19 protein-coding genes are annotated in these 13,674 nt (G+C 68.4%); 10 read left to right on the top strand and 9 right to left on the bottom strand.

The genetic code is table 11. The features are described 5' to 3' along the window. Nucleotides 1–5: 5 nt before the first annotated feature. From mobA to BM167_RS04345, 3 genes are all read right to left on the bottom strand, one after another. A complete protein-coding gene (gene mobA, locus BM167_RS04335) occupies nucleotides 6–653 on the bottom strand; it encodes a molybdenum cofactor guanylyltransferase (protein WP_092889243.1) in 648 nt (215 codons plus the stop codon). Between the two features lie 3 nt (nucleotides 654–656). After that, nucleotides 657–1,106 (bottom strand): pyridoxamine 5'-phosphate oxidase family protein, encoded by a 450-nt coding sequence (locus BM167_RS04340; RefSeq protein ID WP_092889246.1) that lies wholly within the window; start codon nucleotides 1,104–1,106, stop codon nucleotides 657–659. An 86-nt stretch (nucleotides 1,107–1,192) separates the two neighbouring features. Then, nucleotides 1,193–2,062, bottom strand: coding sequence for a universal stress protein (locus BM167_RS04345; protein ID WP_092889249.1), 870 nt, complete (start codon nucleotides 2,060–2,062; stop codon nucleotides 1,193–1,195). Nucleotides 2,063–2,195: 133 nt separating this feature from the next. On the opposite strand from BM167_RS04345, the gene BM167_RS04350 reads away from it, so the two are divergent. Then, nucleotides 2,196–2,627 (top strand): universal stress protein, encoded by a 432-nt coding sequence (locus tag BM167_RS04350; RefSeq protein WP_092889252.1) that lies wholly within the window; start codon nucleotides 2,196–2,198, stop codon nucleotides 2,625–2,627. Between the two features lie 13 nt (nucleotides 2,628–2,640). Here the strand turns inward: BM167_RS04350 and BM167_RS04355 are convergent, their stop codons facing one another. After that, the gene (locus BM167_RS04355) at nucleotides 2,641–3,864 is read right to left on the bottom strand and encodes a TIGR04347 family pseudo-SAM/SPASM protein (RefSeq protein WP_092889255.1); all 1,224 of its coding nucleotides are present in this window, start codon (nucleotides 3,862–3,864) and stop codon (nucleotides 2,641–2,643) included. After that, entirely contained in the window at nucleotides 3,861–4,157 is a 297-nt protein-coding gene (locus BM167_RS04360) for an Htur_1727 family rSAM-partnered candidate RiPP (protein WP_092889258.1), read from the bottom strand. The genes BM167_RS04355 and BM167_RS04360 overlap by 4 nt, the downstream gene beginning before the upstream one ends. A 102-nt stretch (nucleotides 4,158–4,259) precedes the next feature. On the opposite strand from BM167_RS04360, the gene BM167_RS04365 reads away from it, so the two are divergent. After that, on the top strand, nucleotides 4,260–4,772 hold the full coding sequence (locus BM167_RS04365; protein WP_092889261.1) for a halocyanin domain-containing protein: 513 nt from the start codon (nucleotides 4,260–4,262) through the stop codon (nucleotides 4,770–4,772). 42 nt (nucleotides 4,773–4,814) lie between these two features. Then, entirely contained in the window at nucleotides 4,815–5,000 is a 186-nt protein-coding gene (locus BM167_RS04370; RefSeq protein ID WP_092889264.1) for a hypothetical protein, read from the top strand. Nucleotides 5,001–5,021: 21 nt separating this feature from the next. Here BM167_RS04370 and BM167_RS04375 read toward each other — a convergent pair whose 3' ends face one another. Further along, on the bottom strand, nucleotides 5,022–6,197 hold the full coding sequence (locus tag BM167_RS04375) for a tubulin/FtsZ family protein (protein WP_092889267.1): 1,176 nt from the start codon (nucleotides 6,195–6,197) through the stop codon (nucleotides 5,022–5,024). A 138-nt stretch (nucleotides 6,198–6,335) separates the two neighbouring features. On the opposite strand from BM167_RS04375, the gene BM167_RS04380 reads away from it, so the two are divergent. Continuing rightward, nucleotides 6,336–6,626: a hypothetical protein gene (locus BM167_RS04380; RefSeq protein ID WP_092889270.1), complete on the top strand. Its 291-nt coding sequence runs from the start codon at nucleotides 6,336–6,338 to the stop codon at nucleotides 6,624–6,626. Here BM167_RS04380 and BM167_RS04385 read toward each other — a convergent pair. Both BM167_RS04385 and btuC read right to left on the bottom strand, forming a co-directional pair. After that, nucleotides 6,602–7,891, bottom strand: a complete 1,290-nt coding sequence (locus BM167_RS04385; RefSeq protein ID WP_092889272.1) for an ATP-binding cassette domain-containing protein — start codon at nucleotides 7,889–7,891, stop codon at nucleotides 6,602–6,604. The two genes, BM167_RS04380 and BM167_RS04385, sit on opposite strands and share 25 nt — an antisense overlap. After that, nucleotides 7,888–8,997 carry a vitamin B12 ABC transporter permease BtuC gene (gene btuC / locus BM167_RS04390; RefSeq protein WP_092889275.1) on the bottom strand — a complete coding sequence of 370 codons (1,110 nt, stop codon included), beginning with the start codon at nucleotides 8,995–8,997 and terminating at the stop codon, nucleotides 7,888–7,890. The genes BM167_RS04385 and btuC overlap by 4 nt, the downstream gene beginning before the upstream one ends. Before the next feature lie 67 nt (nucleotides 8,998–9,064). On the opposite strand from btuC, the gene BM167_RS04395 reads away from it, so the two are divergent. From BM167_RS04395 to BM167_RS04410, 4 genes are all read left to right on the top strand, one after another. After that, nucleotides 9,065–10,180 (top strand): PGF-CTERM-anchored ABC transporter substrate-binding protein, encoded by a 1,116-nt coding sequence (locus BM167_RS04395; RefSeq protein WP_092889278.1) that lies wholly within the window; start codon nucleotides 9,065–9,067, stop codon nucleotides 10,178–10,180. Between the two features lie 69 nt (nucleotides 10,181–10,249). Further along, a complete protein-coding gene (srp19, locus tag BM167_RS04400; RefSeq protein WP_092889281.1) occupies nucleotides 10,250–10,531 on the top strand; it encodes a signal recognition particle subunit SRP19 in 282 nt (93 codons plus the stop codon). A 5-nt stretch (nucleotides 10,532–10,536) separates the two neighbouring features. After that, nucleotides 10,537–10,764 (top strand): H/ACA ribonucleoprotein complex subunit GAR1, encoded by a 228-nt coding sequence (locus BM167_RS04405; protein ID WP_092891093.1) that lies wholly within the window; start codon nucleotides 10,537–10,539, stop codon nucleotides 10,762–10,764. A gap of 46 nt (nucleotides 10,765–10,810) precedes the next feature. Then, nucleotides 10,811–11,848: a presenilin family intramembrane aspartyl protease PSH gene (locus tag BM167_RS04410; protein WP_092889284.1), complete on the top strand. Its 1,038-nt coding sequence runs from the start codon at nucleotides 10,811–10,813 to the stop codon at nucleotides 11,846–11,848. A 23-nt stretch (nucleotides 11,849–11,871) separates the two neighbouring features. Here the strand turns inward: BM167_RS04410 and BM167_RS04415 are convergent, their stop codons facing one another. Next, complete coding sequence (locus BM167_RS04415) at nucleotides 11,872–12,378, bottom strand: PUA domain-containing protein (protein ID WP_092889287.1); 507 nt, start codon at nucleotides 12,376–12,378, stop codon at nucleotides 11,872–11,874. 117 nt (nucleotides 12,379–12,495) lie between these two features. Between BM167_RS04415 and BM167_RS04420 the strand changes: the two genes are divergently transcribed. Both BM167_RS04420 and BM167_RS04425 read left to right on the top strand, forming a co-directional pair. Beyond that, nucleotides 12,496–12,675, top strand: a complete 180-nt coding sequence (locus BM167_RS04420; protein WP_092889290.1) for a hypothetical protein — start codon at nucleotides 12,496–12,498, stop codon at nucleotides 12,673–12,675. Nucleotides 12,676–12,739: 64 nt separating this feature from the next. Continuing rightward, entirely contained in the window at nucleotides 12,740–13,669 is a 930-nt protein-coding gene (locus BM167_RS04425) for a DUF7847 domain-containing protein (protein WP_092889293.1), read from the top strand. The last annotated feature ends 5 nt before the right edge of the window (nucleotides 13,670–13,674 follow it).

Below are 13,674 nucleotides of genomic sequence, written 5' to 3' on the forward strand. Positions count from 1 at the left end.
CGGCGTCACTCCCCGCTCAGTTTTCGCTCCGCTTCGGCCAGTTCCTCTCGCGTGTTGACGTTCTCGAAGGTGTCCGAGGCGGCGTGCGCTCGAATCTCGGACTCGCTCACCGTCGCCCACTCTAACTCTTCGAGGGCCGCGAGTATCTTCCCCTCGCCGCGTTCGAGGGCGCGTTCGCAGGCGTCGGCCATCGCTTCGGCCCGGTAGACCGCTTGGGTGGTCTGGTACCACTCGTCGTCTCTCTGCGGGACGGCGGCGTCTACTCCCTCTGCACGCCCGCGGAGGTACTCGACGAACTCCGGGTCGAGAAACGGCATGTCGCAGGCGACGACGGCGGCGTACTCGGCCCCGACGGCGCGGAGACCGGCGGCGATTCCGGCCATCGGTCCGCGGTCCGGGTCCGGGTCCACGGCGACGGCGACGGGGATGTCCACGTCCTCGACGGCCGCGCGGTGCGAGTCGGCTTGCTCTGCCCTGCAGTTGATGACGACTCGGTCGCACGCCGGTTCCAGCGCGGAGACGACGTGCGCGAGGAGGGGGCGGCCGCGGAGTTCGGCGAGAGCCTTGTCCTCGTCGCCGAACCGAGTCGAGTATCCGCCGCCGAGGACGACGCCCTCGAACGCCCCGTCGCGGGCGGACGCGCGGTCAGGCATCGGTCACTGACCCGTGGCGGTCGTTCGACCGGTCACCGCCGTCGGCGTCAGTTCCACCACGTGAACGACGAGGTCAGCGATATCCTCGTCGAAGACGCGTAGCGGGTCGAACAGTTCGTTTATCTCCGTCGCGGTGAACGCCTCGTCCGGCAGGCGGCGAATCGGTCCCCGGATCACCACGCTCCACGAGTGGCCCTCGTCGTCTTCGACATCGTGAACGAGAAACGACGCCTCCTCGGTCTCGTCGAGGAACCGAAGCTTCGAACTCTCGCCGTCGTCTGTCAATCTGATGAGAAACCGGTTCTTCGCCTCGTCGTAGTGATAGGACACCGGCACTCCGTAGGCGGTGCTCCCGTCCGCGAGCGAAAGGACGCCGGAAACGCTCTCGGTGAGACGCCGCACGAGGTCCGTTTCGTCCATCCCGACCGTGTACACGAACTCGATGTCGTCCATACGCGTCTATCGGTCTCCCACCGCAATGAATCGGCCCCCCGGTTCTCGGTCGTCGGCCGTCGGCGTGGTCGTCCGGTCTCGGCCGGTCACGCTCCGTCACCGTCCGACGACGCCTTCTGCATCGGAACGGTGAGGACCGGAACGTCCGAGAGGCGGATGACTTTCTCCGCGACGCTCCCGATGAGTGCGTGCTTCAGGCCCGACCGGCCGTGCGTCCCCATCACGACGATGTCGCCGCCCGTCTCCTTGCAGTACGAGAGAATCTCCTCGTGGGTCGTGCCGCGTGTCACCGCGCCGGCGGCCGCCACGCCCGCGCGTTCGGCCCGACCGAGGACCTCTTCGACCGCCGCCTCCGCGGCGTCTCGGCCCTCCTCGTCGCTTCTCCCGGGGAGGCGAGAGGGCTCGACGACCGAGAGGGCGTGCACGTCGGCGTCGAACGCCGCCGCGACGGAGACGCCCCACGCCTCCGCGGGGTCGTTGGCCTCGCTCCCGTCCGTCGGCACGACGACGTCTCGGTAGGGCAACTCGCCGGGCGCGCCGATTCTGACCGTCAACACCGGGACCGGCGAGTGGCGGACGACCTTCTCCGCGACGCTTCCGACGACGTACCGCGTCGTGCCGCGCCGCCCGTGCGTCCCCATCGCCACCACGTCGGCGTCGGTTTCGTCTCCGACCGCCAGTATCCGCTTGCTCGGCGTCCCCGTCTCGACTCTCGCCTCGGCGTCGACGCCCGCGTCTCGGGCCCGTTCGGCGGCGGCGGCCACCACCTCCTCGGCGCGGGACTCGGCGTCCGTTCGCTCTGTCACCGACGACATCTCGTAGGGGTTCACGACCGAGAGAATACACACCTCGGCGTCGCATCGGCGAGCGATTTCTACGGCGTGGTCGAGGGCGATGACGTCGTCGTTTCGGTCCGTCGGAACGAGTACGCGGTCGCAGGAGTCGAGTCCGTCCATGCCGGGGGTACACCAGCCACGGTGAAAAATCCGCGACCCGGCGGACTCCGGTCGTCGGCGCGGCGTCGGGGACGTTCGCGTACGACGCCTCGACGGCGGTGACTACACGAGGCTGGGTCGCGTACGCTCTCGCATGTACCGGACGATTCTGCTGCCGACGGACGGGAACCCCCCGGCGCGGGCGGCCCTCGACCGCGCGATAGAACTCGCCCAAACGTACGACGCGACGCTCCGGGTCGTCTCCGTGGTGAACCTCGGCGACGCGGGGATTCTGTCGCCGGAGACCGTGCCCGTAGACGGCGTGCGGCAGTCGCTCCGCGGGCGGGCCGAACAGATAGTCGGCGACGCCGTCGAACGGGCCCGAGAGGCCGGCGTCCGCGCCGAGTCGGAGGTGGTCGTCGGCGTCCCCCACGTCGAGATTCTCGACGCGGCCGAGGACGCGGACCTGGTCGTGATGGGGACGCACGGCCGGTCGGGGCTGAAACGCGCGCTCATCGGGAGCGTCACGGAACGGGTTGTCCGCCGGTGCGACGCCCCCGTCTTGACCGTCCGCGCCGAGGAGTAGAGGCCGGGGCGACTCAGTCGGCCGTCGTCTCCGTCCCCGCCGACTCCGCGGACTCGACTCCGGACCGTTCGGACTCGGTGAGATAACACTGCGGGTCGGGCGCGAACACGTCGCCCTCGGTTGCCAACGCGCGGAGGCGCGACCCGCCGCGGCAGATGTCGCGGTACCGGCAGTCGGCGCACTTGCCGGTGAGGTGGTCCTCGCGCTCTCTGAGGGCCGCCAAGAGCGGGTTCGACTCGTCCTCCCAGATGTCGCCGAACGGTCTGTCGCGGACGTTTCCGAGGCTGTACCCCTGCCAGAACTGCGTGGGGTGGACGTTGCCGCAGTAATCGACGTCTGCGACGCGTTCGCCCGTCGGGTCGCCGCCGTTGACTTCGAGATACCGCCGGACCGCTTCGGCCTCCGTCTCGCCGAGTTCCTCGCGGGCGTACTCGACGAGGAAGGCGGCGTCGCAGTAGTTGCCCACGAGGAGCGTCTCTATCTCCTCGCCTCGGTCGTGGTACTCCCGCGTCAGGTCACAGAGCCTGCGGACGGCCCGCCTGCGGGCGTCGGTCGAGAGGTCGGCGTCCGCGATGTCGCCGCCGCGCCCGCCGTAGTCGAGGTGGTAGAAACAGAAGCGGTCGACGCCGACGTCCGCGAGGAGGTGGACCACGTCCTCCATGTCGGGGGCGTTCATCTCGGTGATGGTGTAGCGCAGCCCGGTTTTGAGTCCGGCGTCGAGGCAGTTCTCGATGCCGCGGACGGCGGCGTCGAACGCGCCCTCCTTCCCGCGGAAGTCGTCGTTTCGCTCCGCGAGGCCGTCGACCGAGACGCCCGCGTACGACAAACCGGCGTCTCTGAGCGACCGGGCGCGGTCGGCCGTCAGAAGCGTCCCGTTCGTCGAGAGCACCGGCCGGATACCGCGGTCGGAAGCGTGCGCGACGAGCGTCTCCAAGTCGTCTCGCACGAGGGGTTCGCCGCCCGAAAACAGCAACACCGGAACGCCGTACGCCGCGAGTTCGTCGATGAATCGCGTCGCCTCGGCGGTAGAGAACTCGCCGGGCGCGGGGTCTAAATCCGCCCCCGCGTAGCAGTGGTCGCAGTAGAGGTTGCACTGCCGCGTGACGTTCCAGACCACGACCGGGCGTCGCTGTCTGTCCGCCGTTATCTGTCTCTCTTCCGTCTCGCTCGCGGCGTCGTAGCGGAGGCCGTCGCCCGCCGCGCCGAGGCCGCAGAGCAGTTTACTCACGGATATCATCCCGACACCTCCGTCTCCGCCGCGTCTCCGCGGTCTTCGACCGACTCCTCGTCGCCGTCGCCGCCGAGCGTTCGTCCGCCGGTGCGCCGCACCTCGTCGGCCGGGCAGAGCCACATCGCCTCCGCGGTCCACCCGAACAGCGACTCGGCGTGTTCGCGCGCGGCGGCGGCAGTCGGCGCGTTGACGCTCCCGACGTGCCGGAGGCTGTCGGCCGCCTCCTCGCGGACGAACAGTTCCCACTCTCGGCCCGTGTCGGCGCGCGGTGCGCGTGCGGTTTCGTCGTCCCGAGTCATACCCGCGACTACGGCCGACCGCCCCTACGTTTCGCTCGGTCGTTCCCACGCTTCGGGAACGGACCGAACCGGTTTTCTGAGGCGAGTCCCACGGAAAAACCGATGTACGGAGACAGCCTCTCGCGCCGGGCGTTCGTCGGGTCGACAGCGACGGCGGCGCTCTCGGGTCTCGCGGGATGTTCCGGCGGTGGAACCGACGGGGGAGACGAGTCGCCGGACGGGTCCGATTCCCCGGACGGGTCCGACTCCCCGGACGACTCCGGGTCGGCCGAGGAGTTCGGCGACTGGTTCGGGGCGACGACGAACTACGACGGCGTCGTAGAGAAGACGGGCGAATCGAACGTCGAGGTGGCCGTCGGGTCGGAGGCCAACGGAGGCGCGTACGGCTTTTCGCCCGCCGCGATTCGCGTCTCTCCGGGAACGACCGTCGTCTGGACGTGGACCGGAGGGGGCGGCGTCCACGACGTGGTTTCGACGGACGACTCCTTCGCGTCCGAACGCGTCCAGACGGAGGGACACACCTTCGAACACACCTTCGAGGAGGCGGGCACGTTCAAATACTTCTGCACCCCGCACCGGGCGATGGGGATGAAAGGCGCAGTCGTCGTGGAGTGAGGCGCTCGAACGTTCAAGCCCGTCGAGCGCGTACCGTCAGCCATGACGTACCGCGCCGTCACCCGGAACCGCGACGTGGTCTGTGAACACTACGTGCTGAACGACCACGGGGTCGAACTGTACGACGCCGACGAAGCGGAGACGTTTCTGGCGTTCGTCCCCTACGAGAACCTCCTCTCGATTCTGAACGAGGACGCCGCGCGCGCGCCGGACCCGTCTATCCTCTGACGTGCGACCGCGCGAGTCGTCTCAAAACAGGGGGTCGATAGACTCCTCGTCGCCCTCCTCGGACGCCCGAATCAGGTTCTGATAGCGGTGACTGCTCGTGGACTCTCGCTCTATGATGTCGCGGCGCGTCTCGATGGCCGTCTCCCGGAGTTCGGCCACCCGCGGCACGTCGTCGGTGCCGGACAGGAGGACCACCGCCGCCACGAAATCGGCGCCGGTGTGGTGTGCGCCGCCGCGAATCTCGGCCGACCCCGTCTCCTCTTCGACCCACGCCCGGCCGCGTTCGATGCCGCGGTGAGACAGTTCCTCTGGCGGTCCGGCGACGACGACCAATCCCCGCTTTGCGCTCTCTCTGTCGCAGGGCGCGGTGAGGCGACCGAGCATCGCCCGTCGGACGAGGGCGGTCACCCTGTTTGTCACCTTCGCCTCGTCGCGTTCCGGCGGGGAGCCGAACAGTCGGGCCACCAGGCCGCGGTTCGGCCGTCGAACCTCCACGTTCGCGTAGCCAACGGTGGAGACGCCGCCGGTTTCGAGCGTCTCTAACACGTCGGCGGTACCGACGGCGTCGTCGCCGCCGGCGCTCGTTTTGGTCTCGCCCGCGCTGAAGAGGACGCCGAGGCGGCGCGCGAGTTCCCGGTTCAGCGTCGCGTAGTTGTCGGAGACGCTCTCGCCGGACTGCCGCCACGCGTCGTTGTCGAACAGAAGGAGATTGTCGACTTCGCGGACGAACGTCGGAAACGACCGCGCGGCGTTGAGGGTGTTGATGTCGCCCTCGCTTCTGTCGGGGAGGACGCCGACGCCGAGTACGGGTTCCGAGTACACCCGACGGAGTTCGTTCGCGACGACGGGCGCGCCGCCGCTTCCGGTCCCGCCGCCGAGTCCGGCGACGACGACGAAGGCGTCTACCTCGTGCGTCGAGAACTCGTCTACGACCGAGAGGACGTCGCCGATGTCCTCTCTCGTCACCTCCGCTCCGAGTTCGTTGTCCGCGCCGACGCCGTGTCCCTTCACGCGCGACTGTCCGACGAGGATGCGGCGGTTCTCCGGCAGGCGTTCGAGTTCCACCAAGTCGGCGCGAGCGGTGTTCACCGCGAGTGCGTCGGCGACGAAATCGACGCCCACGTTCGACTCGTACGACGAGAGCGCCTCGACGATTCTCCCGCCCGCCAGTCCGATCCCGATGAGTGCGACCTTCATGTGTGGCACCTGACGCGAGTCAGTCGAGGCGTCAGACGCGCCGTGACCGTATCAATACAACGGCGTTATAGCGGCGTTATCTCGGCGAGCCTCGGTTAAACGCATGACTGAACACGCTCGACCCCCGAGACGGAAGTGATGAGTCGAGACGCGGACGACGAGTTCCCGACGCCGAACGCCGGTCGGTCCCGCGAACGACTGCTCTTTCGAGCGCTCTGTACCGCAGTCGTCGCCGCGGTCGTTCTCGCGTGGAACTACGAGTTCCTCCTCCGACTGCGCCCGTTGCTGTGGCCGCCGACGGACCCGATTTCGCGGTGGCTCGGGCTCGCGTTGCTTCAGGTCGGCGCGCACATCCTCCTTCCGGGACTCGTCGGCTCGTTCGTCGCAGACCGCCTGTACGACCGTTACGTCGCAGACGACTCCGACTGACCGAGACCCTCCGTCCCCGTCGTCTCACCCTCGACTTCCGCGGTCACGGCCGCCAACACGTCTCCGGCGTCGACGACGGTGCCGCGAGAGCGGAGTCGGTCGTAGACGCGCGCGGCCTCCTCTCCGGCGTAGTTTCGCTCCGCGAACGGTCGCTGTTCGACGACGACGAGACGGTCCGCCTCGGCGGCCGCCCGGAGGTTCGCGAGGTTCCCCCGCCCGATTTCCACGTCGGCGACGACGACGCAGTCCGCGCGTTCGACCCGGGACGCCACGGCGTCGCGCGCCGCCGAATCGAGAGACGAGAACGGGGGTACCGTCACCGCGTCGAGGCCGAGGCTCCGCGCCGTCTCCGTGTCCGTGTCGCCCTCGTTCAACGCGCCGACTGAGACGTCGTACCCCGCCGCAGAGAGGAGATAGAGATGTCTCGCGGCGGTGCCGCCCCCGCCGACGACGTGGACGCGTCCCTCCGCGTCGCCCGCCCGCGCCTCCGGTAACGCCGTCACGTAGACGGACCCGGTGACGGGGTGGCGCGACACCACCGCGTTCGCGCCGAACGCGCCGTCGAGGTTGTCCTCCGTGAGAACCGCCTCTGGCGGGCCGGTGGCGACGACGCGCCCCTCAGAGAGGAGGACGAGTTCGTCGCAGTAGTGCGCCGCGAGGTTCAGGTCGTGGATGGCCGCGACGGCCGTCTTCCCCTCCGCGACGAGTTCGGAGACGAGTTCGAGCGTCCGGACCTGGTGGTTGATGTCGAGGCTTGCGGTCGGTTCGTCCAAGAGGAGAAGCGGCGTCGCCTGCGCGAGTGCGCGAGCGATGAGGACTCGCTGTCGTTCCCCGCCCGAGACGTCCGTGACGGCGCGGTCCGCGAGTTCCGCCACCTCCGTCCGGGCTATCGCCCGTTCGACGGCCGACGCGTCCTCGTCGTCCCACCCGCCGAACCGAGAGAGGTGGGGCGTCCGTCCCATCCGAATCGTCTCGCGGACGTCGAAGTCGAACGAGACGGACGTGTCCTGCGGGACGGTCGCGGCGAGGCGACTGGCGGCTTTCGACCCGAGTCGGTCGATTCGCTCGCCCGCCACCTCGACGTGCCCCCGAGTCGGCGAGAGCGCCCCGCTGAACGCCCGAAGCAGCGTCGTCTTGCCCGCGCCGTTCGGACCGATGAGGCCGACGAACGTCCCCGACCCGACGTCCACGGAGACGCCGTCCAGGATGGTCGTCCCCCCGAGGTCGATTCGGAGGTCGGACGCGCGCACGAGGGGGTCGGTCACAGGCTGTGCACCTCCCGCGTCCGGAGGAGGTACAGAAAGAAGGGAGCGCCGAGCGCCGCCGTCACGATGCCGACGGGAATCTCCGCCGCCCCGGAGCGAGCGAGGGTGTCCGTGGCGACGAGGAACGAGGCCCCCGCCAGCGCACTCGTCGGCAGGAGGATGCGGTGGTCCGGGCCGACGACGAGGCGGACGCCGTGCGGGACGATGAGGCCGACGAAGCCGATGACGCCCGTGACGGCGACGGCGGCGGCGGTGACGATGCTCGACGCCGCGAGCAGGATTCGCTTCGTCCGTTCGACTTCGATGCCGAGGCTTCGGGCGTCGTCTTCGCCGAGGAGCAGGACGTTCAGGTCGCGGCCGTAGGTCAACAGCAAGACGAAAAGCGGCGGGACGACGAGCAGGACGGTCCGAACCTCGTCCCACGTCGCGCCGCCGAGGTGGCCCATCAGCCAGTAGACGACCCGTCTAAGGCTCTCACCGCTGTGAAGCAGCATGAACGAGATGACCGCGCCGAGGAACGTCTGCACCGCGACGCCGGCGAGAAGGAGCGTCGCGGTCGGCGTGTGGCCGCCTTCGCTGGCGAGGACGTAGACGCCGAACGCCGTCACGAGAGCCGTCACGAACGCCGCGCTCTGGAGTTGCAGGCCGAACGGGAGGGCGAAGGGGAGGACGATAGACGCCACCGCCCCGACGGCCGCCCCAGAGGAGACGCCGATGATGGAGGGGTCTGCCATGGGGTTTCGGAAGAACCCCTGCATGACGACGCCCGCGGTGGCGAGTGCGAAACCGACGAACGCGGCGAGGACGATTCGCGGCAGGCGGACGCTCCGGACGATGACGGTGTGGGTCCGTTCGACCGGGAACTGAAACACCGACGCGAAGGACAGATGCGGCGCGGCGACGGTCGTCTGGCCGACGAGGGGAAGAGACACGGGGGTGGGAGAGAACGCGAGGCCGGACGGCACCGCGACGGCGTTCAACACCACCTTCGCGACGGTTCGGGCGGGGATGGACACCGGCCCGATGCCGGCGCTGACGAGGACGACGGCGACGAGGAGACCGGCTAGCCCTCCCGACCACGCGAGAGTCCGGGTGCGGACATCCATGAGTTCGTAACACAATCGCAGTTGGTTTAGGTAAATACTTGTTGCGATAGCGGGCACAGACGGGCACATGCAACCTCGGACAGTCGCTCTCGTCGCACTCCTCGTCGTCGCCGCGGTGGCGCCGACGGCGGGTCTCGCGGCGGCACAGGCGGACGATGCGTCCTCGGTGCAGGAATCGTGTAGCTTCCCGTACTCGGCGACAGACGCGACGGGAACGGAGGTGACGCTCGAAGAGGACCCCGAACGCGTCGTGACGCTCAACCCGAGCGCCGCACAGACGATGTGGGAGATAGGCGCGCGCGACGAAGTCGTCGGCGTCTCCCAGTACGCCTCCTATCTCGAAGGGGCGGACGGGAAGGCGAACGTCTCCGGCGAGAGCGGACCGAGCGTCGAACGGGTTCTCGCCGCCGACCCCGACTTGGTTCTCGTTCCGAACTCGACGTACGGGCTGGCGGAGGACCGAATCGAGCAGATTCGCGACCAAGGCGTCCCCGTGTTCGTCTTCGGGGCGGGAACGTCTCTGGAGTACGTCGCGAACAAGACGGAGCGAATCGGGCGACTGACCGGTAACTGCGAGGGAGGTCAGCGGACCGCAGACGACATCCGCGAGTCCGTCAGCCTGATGCGGGAGGTACTCGCAGACGAGGAGAAGCCGGTCGGACTCAACGTCTTCTACGGCTACACCTCCGGGGAGAACACGTTCATCGGCGACGTGATGACCACCGCCGGACTCCGTAACGGGGCGGCGGAGGCCGGTATCTCCGGCTTCGGGCAGATAAACGACGAGACGGTCGTCGAGATGAACCCCGCGTGGATAGTCGCGCCCGAGGGCGCGCCGATTCCGGACAACGACGCCTACCGGAGCACCACGGCGATACGAGAGGACAACGTCGTCCGAGTGGACGAGAACAACCTCCAACAGGCCGCGCCGCGGTCCGTAGACGCCGCAGAGACCGTCATGCGGTCCGTCCACCCCGAGGCGTTCGAGGAGTACCGGTCGATGAAACAGCAGTCCAACGAGACGGAGACGACAGTGGAGATGACGGTAGAGACGACCGGTTCGACCGGTCAACCGACCGACGCCGCCACGACCGAAGAGACGGGGACTGGCGCTCCCGGGTTCGGCGTCGCCGCGTCCGTCGTCGCCCTTCTCGGCGCGTCGCTTCTGGCGCGTCGGCGGTAGGCCGGACTGACCGCTCTCTCTCGACCGCGGACCACAACCGTATTACGGCCGCGCCGCACCCCTTTCGGTATGGCCGTCGAGAACGTCATCTGGCCCGTCTACATCGATGCGTCGAAGTCGCGGTCCGAGGGGCGTCGGGTCCCCCTCGACGCCGCAGTGGAGGAACCGACGGTGGACGAGATCGCCGACGCCGTCCAACAGGTCGGCTACGACGCTGTCATCGAACGAGACGTGACGCACCCCCGCGAGTGGGACGCCCGCGGGCGGGTGCTGGTCAAAGGCGCGGAGGACTCCACGAAGAACGACCTGGTGCAAGCCGTCGCCGCGTACGTCGGCATCCTCCGAAGCTGATGGCGATGCAACGCGTCGGCACCGTCTCTCGGACCGCCCAGAACCTCGTCATCGCGCGGGCCGACGACGACAACCACCCCGACATCGGCCGCGACGTGGTGGACGAGACGATGTCGAGCGTCGGGCGCGTCGTCGACGTGTTCGGCCCCGTCGAACGACCGTACGTCGCGATCACGCCGAACGAGGGAACGTCACCGGCGTCGCTCGTCGGAACGAAACTGTACGCCCGCTAGCCGACGAAACACAACCCCCATACCGCACCGGGCGAAACGGGGCGACATGCGAAAGCGCGTGTACTTCGGCGTGGCGATCGCCGCGCTCGTCTTCCTCCTCGTGCAACTGGGCGCACTCGCGCTCGTTCCGACCTTCTACGAGCAGGGCTACCAGACCGTCGAGGACCCGACGGACCCGGCGAACAGCGTCGTCTACATCGGTGCCATCCTCGTCGCGACGGCCGTGATGCTCGCGGCCTTCAAGTTCGACTTCGACTGGGCCGTCCGCGCACTCGTCGTCTTCTCCAGCGCGTGGCTCTCGTGGTACGTCTTCTCGTCGATACTCCCCGCCGTCCCCGCCGCCGCCGGGGCCGCCGTCGTCGCCGTCGCACTCGTGGCGTACCCCGAGTGGTACGTCATCGACACCGCGGGGGTGTTGATGGGCGCGGGCGCGGCCGGGCTGTTCGGAATCAGTTTCGGCCTCCTCCCCGCCATCGTTCTTCTGACCGCGTTGGCCGTCTACGACGCCATCAGCGTCTACGGGACGAAACACATGCTCGACCTCGCGGAGGGCGTGATGGACCTCCGCATCCCCGTCGTCCTCGTCATCCCGACGACGCTGTCGTACTCGCTTCTCGACGACGACTTCTCCGGGGCGAACGACGTTCACGACGGCGCGAAAGCGGACGCACCGACGGGCGAGGAACCGGTCACCGCCGCCGACAGCGGTGGTGACGCCGCGGTGACAGACGGCGACGGAGCGGTGACCGACGACGGAGACGACGCTCCCGCCGAAGACGACGACGGCGTCCGCGACGCCTTCTTCATCGGACTCGGCGACGCCGTCATGCCGACGGTGATGATAGCGTCGGCGGCGTTTTTCTCTCCGGCGAACTCCCTCGGCGTCGGCGCGCTCCCCGCGTTGAACCTCCCGGCGCTCACGTCGATGGTCGGGACGTTCGCCGGACTGTTCGTCCTGCTTTGGATGGTGCTGAAAGGTCGGGCGCACGCCGGACTGCCGCTTTTGAACGGCGGCGCTATCGGCGGCTACCTGCTCGGGTCTCTCGCGGCGGGCGTCCCGATACTGACCGCAATCGGTCTCTGACTCGCCGCCGACTCGGCTTCGCCTTACTCCTCTTTCGGTCCCGCGCCCTCGCGGACGTGGACGGCCATCCCCGTCTCGAAGTCGAGCATCGCGTCCGCGGACAACTCCGCTCGGCCCGTCGCGAGGACGGCGTCGTCGGGCGTCACGACGGCGACTTCGTCGCCCGGGCGAATCTCGGGGTCGACGTCCGTGACGAACTTCGCGAACGCGTTCTTGCCGTCGCGGACGAACGGTTCGCTCTCCTCGCCCACCACGACTCGGTTCGCCGGGGGCGCAAGCGCCGTCACAAGGCGGACGCCGCCCGCGTGTCCGAGCGTGAACCGGCCGTCCGTTCCGTAGGAGACGAGTCGCCCCTCGGGCGCGCGTATCTGTCGCGGCCGACCGCTGGTGGAGCGAGTCACCTCCAACCGCGCTTCGTCGTCTCTCGGAAAGAGGGCCGTCCCCGCACCGGCACCGAACTGGTAGTCGGCCACCGTCCGCAGGTCGGCGAGCGTTCGGTCGCCGCCGGTCTCTCCGCTGTCGTCGCTCATGGTCGTCGTTCCCGCCGGTCCGTGAAGTCAGTCGCGGTCCGCCCTCATCCCGTGGTGATCGTTACCACGGGCGGTTTCGACGGCAACCGATAACTGTCGGCTGTCGGAGAGTCGCGTATGTCTGTGGACATGCGGCAGGTCGCAGTCGGGGCGATACTCCTTCTGGCGAGCAGCGTCTTCCTCCTCGAAACCGGCGTCGATGGGCGCGTTTCCGCCGGTATCGCGGCGTTCGCTGCTGCATCTCCCATCGTCGCGTCGCTCTGGGCGGGGCGGGACGCCGACGGCGCGGCGACCTGACGCGCGAACGTGACAACGAGACTGTTCATTCACATTTAAGGACTGCCCCGCCGAATCGGACGATATGGCCGCAATAGCCGCCCTCCGCTCGACGCTCTCCGCCCTCCGCGGAAACCCCGTCCTGTTCCTCGCAGGACTGCTGTACGGTGCGATAATCCTCCCACAGACCGCGCTGCAACTCGCGGGCGTCTCGGTGGTTCCGACCCTCCTCCAGATACTCACGTTCTTCGTGACGCCGTTCGTCGTCGCCGGACTCCTCGGCATGGCCTCGGAGTCGCTCGACGGTAACACGTCGTTCTCCACGCTCACCCGAGTCGGAAAAGAGCGATACGTCCCGCTTCTCGTCGGGAGCATCGTCGAGTTCGTCATCGTCTTCGGGTTCGGTATCATCGCCGCACTCGTCGCTATCGTCGCCGCAATCGGTCTCTTCGGAGTCGGCGGCGGCGCGGCGGCGGGCGGCGGAGCGATGATAGCCGTCGCCGCCGTCGTCCTCCTCGTCGTCCTCGCGTTCATGATTCTGAACTTCTTCATCCAGTTTTACTCCGTCGCCATCGTCGTCGGCGGGACGGACGCGCTCGACGGCTTCCGCGAGAGCTATCGACTCGTGCGCGACAACCTCGTCAGCGCGCTCGGTTACTCGGTCATCAACTTCGTCGTCTCGCTCGTGACGGCGATTCCGATAACCGGGTTCGTCGTCTGGCAGACGTTCCAGAACCTCCCGCAGTTCCAAGAGGGCGCCGCGCCCGGCGCCGGTGCGGGTGCCGGGGCTGGTGCCGGTCAGATGGCGTCGCTCGGCCTCTCGACGCAGGAAGTTCTCCTCGTCTCGCTCGTCTCGCTGGCGACGACGATGCTCCTCTTTACGTTCCAGCGCACGTACGCGACGGCGTTCTACCGCATGCACGAACCCCGTTCGCGACCCGAGGACTTCGCCGAAACAGACGAGTTCGACGACACCGGCGGGTTCGACGACGACGGAGAAGAGTCGACGCTCTGACGGCG

It is taken from the genome of Halopelagius inordinatus (assembly GCF_900113245.1).
Taxonomy (GTDB): Archaea; Halobacteriota; Halobacteria; order Halobacteriales; family Haloferacaceae; genus Halopelagius; species Halopelagius inordinatus.

Bases quoted from the DNA above. Each gene is read 5' to 3' on its own strand.
- mobA (WP_092889243.1), bottom strand. From the start codon at position 653: ATGCCTGACCGCGCGTCCGCCCGCGACGGGGCGTTCGAGGGCGTCGTC.
- BM167_RS04340 (WP_092889246.1), bottom strand. From the start codon at position 1,106: ATGGACGACATCGAGTTCGTGTACACGGTCGGGATGGACGAAACGGAC.
- BM167_RS04345 (WP_092889249.1), bottom strand. From the start codon at position 2,062: ATGGACGGACTCGACTCCTGCGACCGCGTACTCGTTCCGACGGACCGA.
- BM167_RS04350 (WP_092889252.1), top strand. From the start codon at position 2,196: ATGTACCGGACGATTCTGCTGCCGACGGACGGGAACCCCCCGGCGCGG.
- BM167_RS04355 (WP_092889255.1), bottom strand. From the start codon at position 3,864: ATGATATCCGTGAGTAAACTGCTCTGCGGCCTCGGCGCGGCGGGCGAC.
- BM167_RS04360 (WP_092889258.1), bottom strand. From the start codon at position 4,157: ATGACTCGGGACGACGAAACCGCACGCGCACCGCGCGCCGACACGGGC.
- BM167_RS04365 (WP_092889261.1), top strand. From the start codon at position 4,260: ATGTACGGAGACAGCCTCTCGCGCCGGGCGTTCGTCGGGTCGACAGCG.
- BM167_RS04370 (WP_092889264.1), top strand. From the start codon at position 4,815: ATGACGTACCGCGCCGTCACCCGGAACCGCGACGTGGTCTGTGAACAC.
- BM167_RS04375 (WP_092889267.1), bottom strand. From the start codon at position 6,197: ATGAAGGTCGCACTCATCGGGATCGGACTGGCGGGCGGGAGAATCGTC.
- BM167_RS04380 (WP_092889270.1), top strand. From the start codon at position 6,336: ATGAGTCGAGACGCGGACGACGAGTTCCCGACGCCGAACGCCGGTCGG.
- btuC (WP_092889275.1), bottom strand. From the start codon at position 8,997: ATGGATGTCCGCACCCGGACTCTCGCGTGGTCGGGAGGGCTAGCCGGT.
- BM167_RS04395 (WP_092889278.1), top strand. From the start codon at position 9,065: ATGCAACCTCGGACAGTCGCTCTCGTCGCACTCCTCGTCGTCGCCGCG.
- srp19 (WP_092889281.1), top strand. From the start codon at position 10,250: ATGGCCGTCGAGAACGTCATCTGGCCCGTCTACATCGATGCGTCGAAG.
- BM167_RS04405 (WP_092891093.1), top strand. From the start codon at position 10,537: ATGCAACGCGTCGGCACCGTCTCTCGGACCGCCCAGAACCTCGTCATC.
- BM167_RS04410 (WP_092889284.1), top strand. From the start codon at position 10,811: ATGCGAAAGCGCGTGTACTTCGGCGTGGCGATCGCCGCGCTCGTCTTC.
- BM167_RS04415 (WP_092889287.1), bottom strand. From the start codon at position 12,378: ATGAGCGACGACAGCGGAGAGACCGGCGGCGACCGAACGCTCGCCGAC.
- BM167_RS04420 (WP_092889290.1), top strand. From the start codon at position 12,496: ATGTCTGTGGACATGCGGCAGGTCGCAGTCGGGGCGATACTCCTTCTG.
- BM167_RS04425 (WP_092889293.1), top strand. From the start codon at position 12,740: ATGGCCGCAATAGCCGCCCTCCGCTCGACGCTCTCCGCCCTCCGCGGA.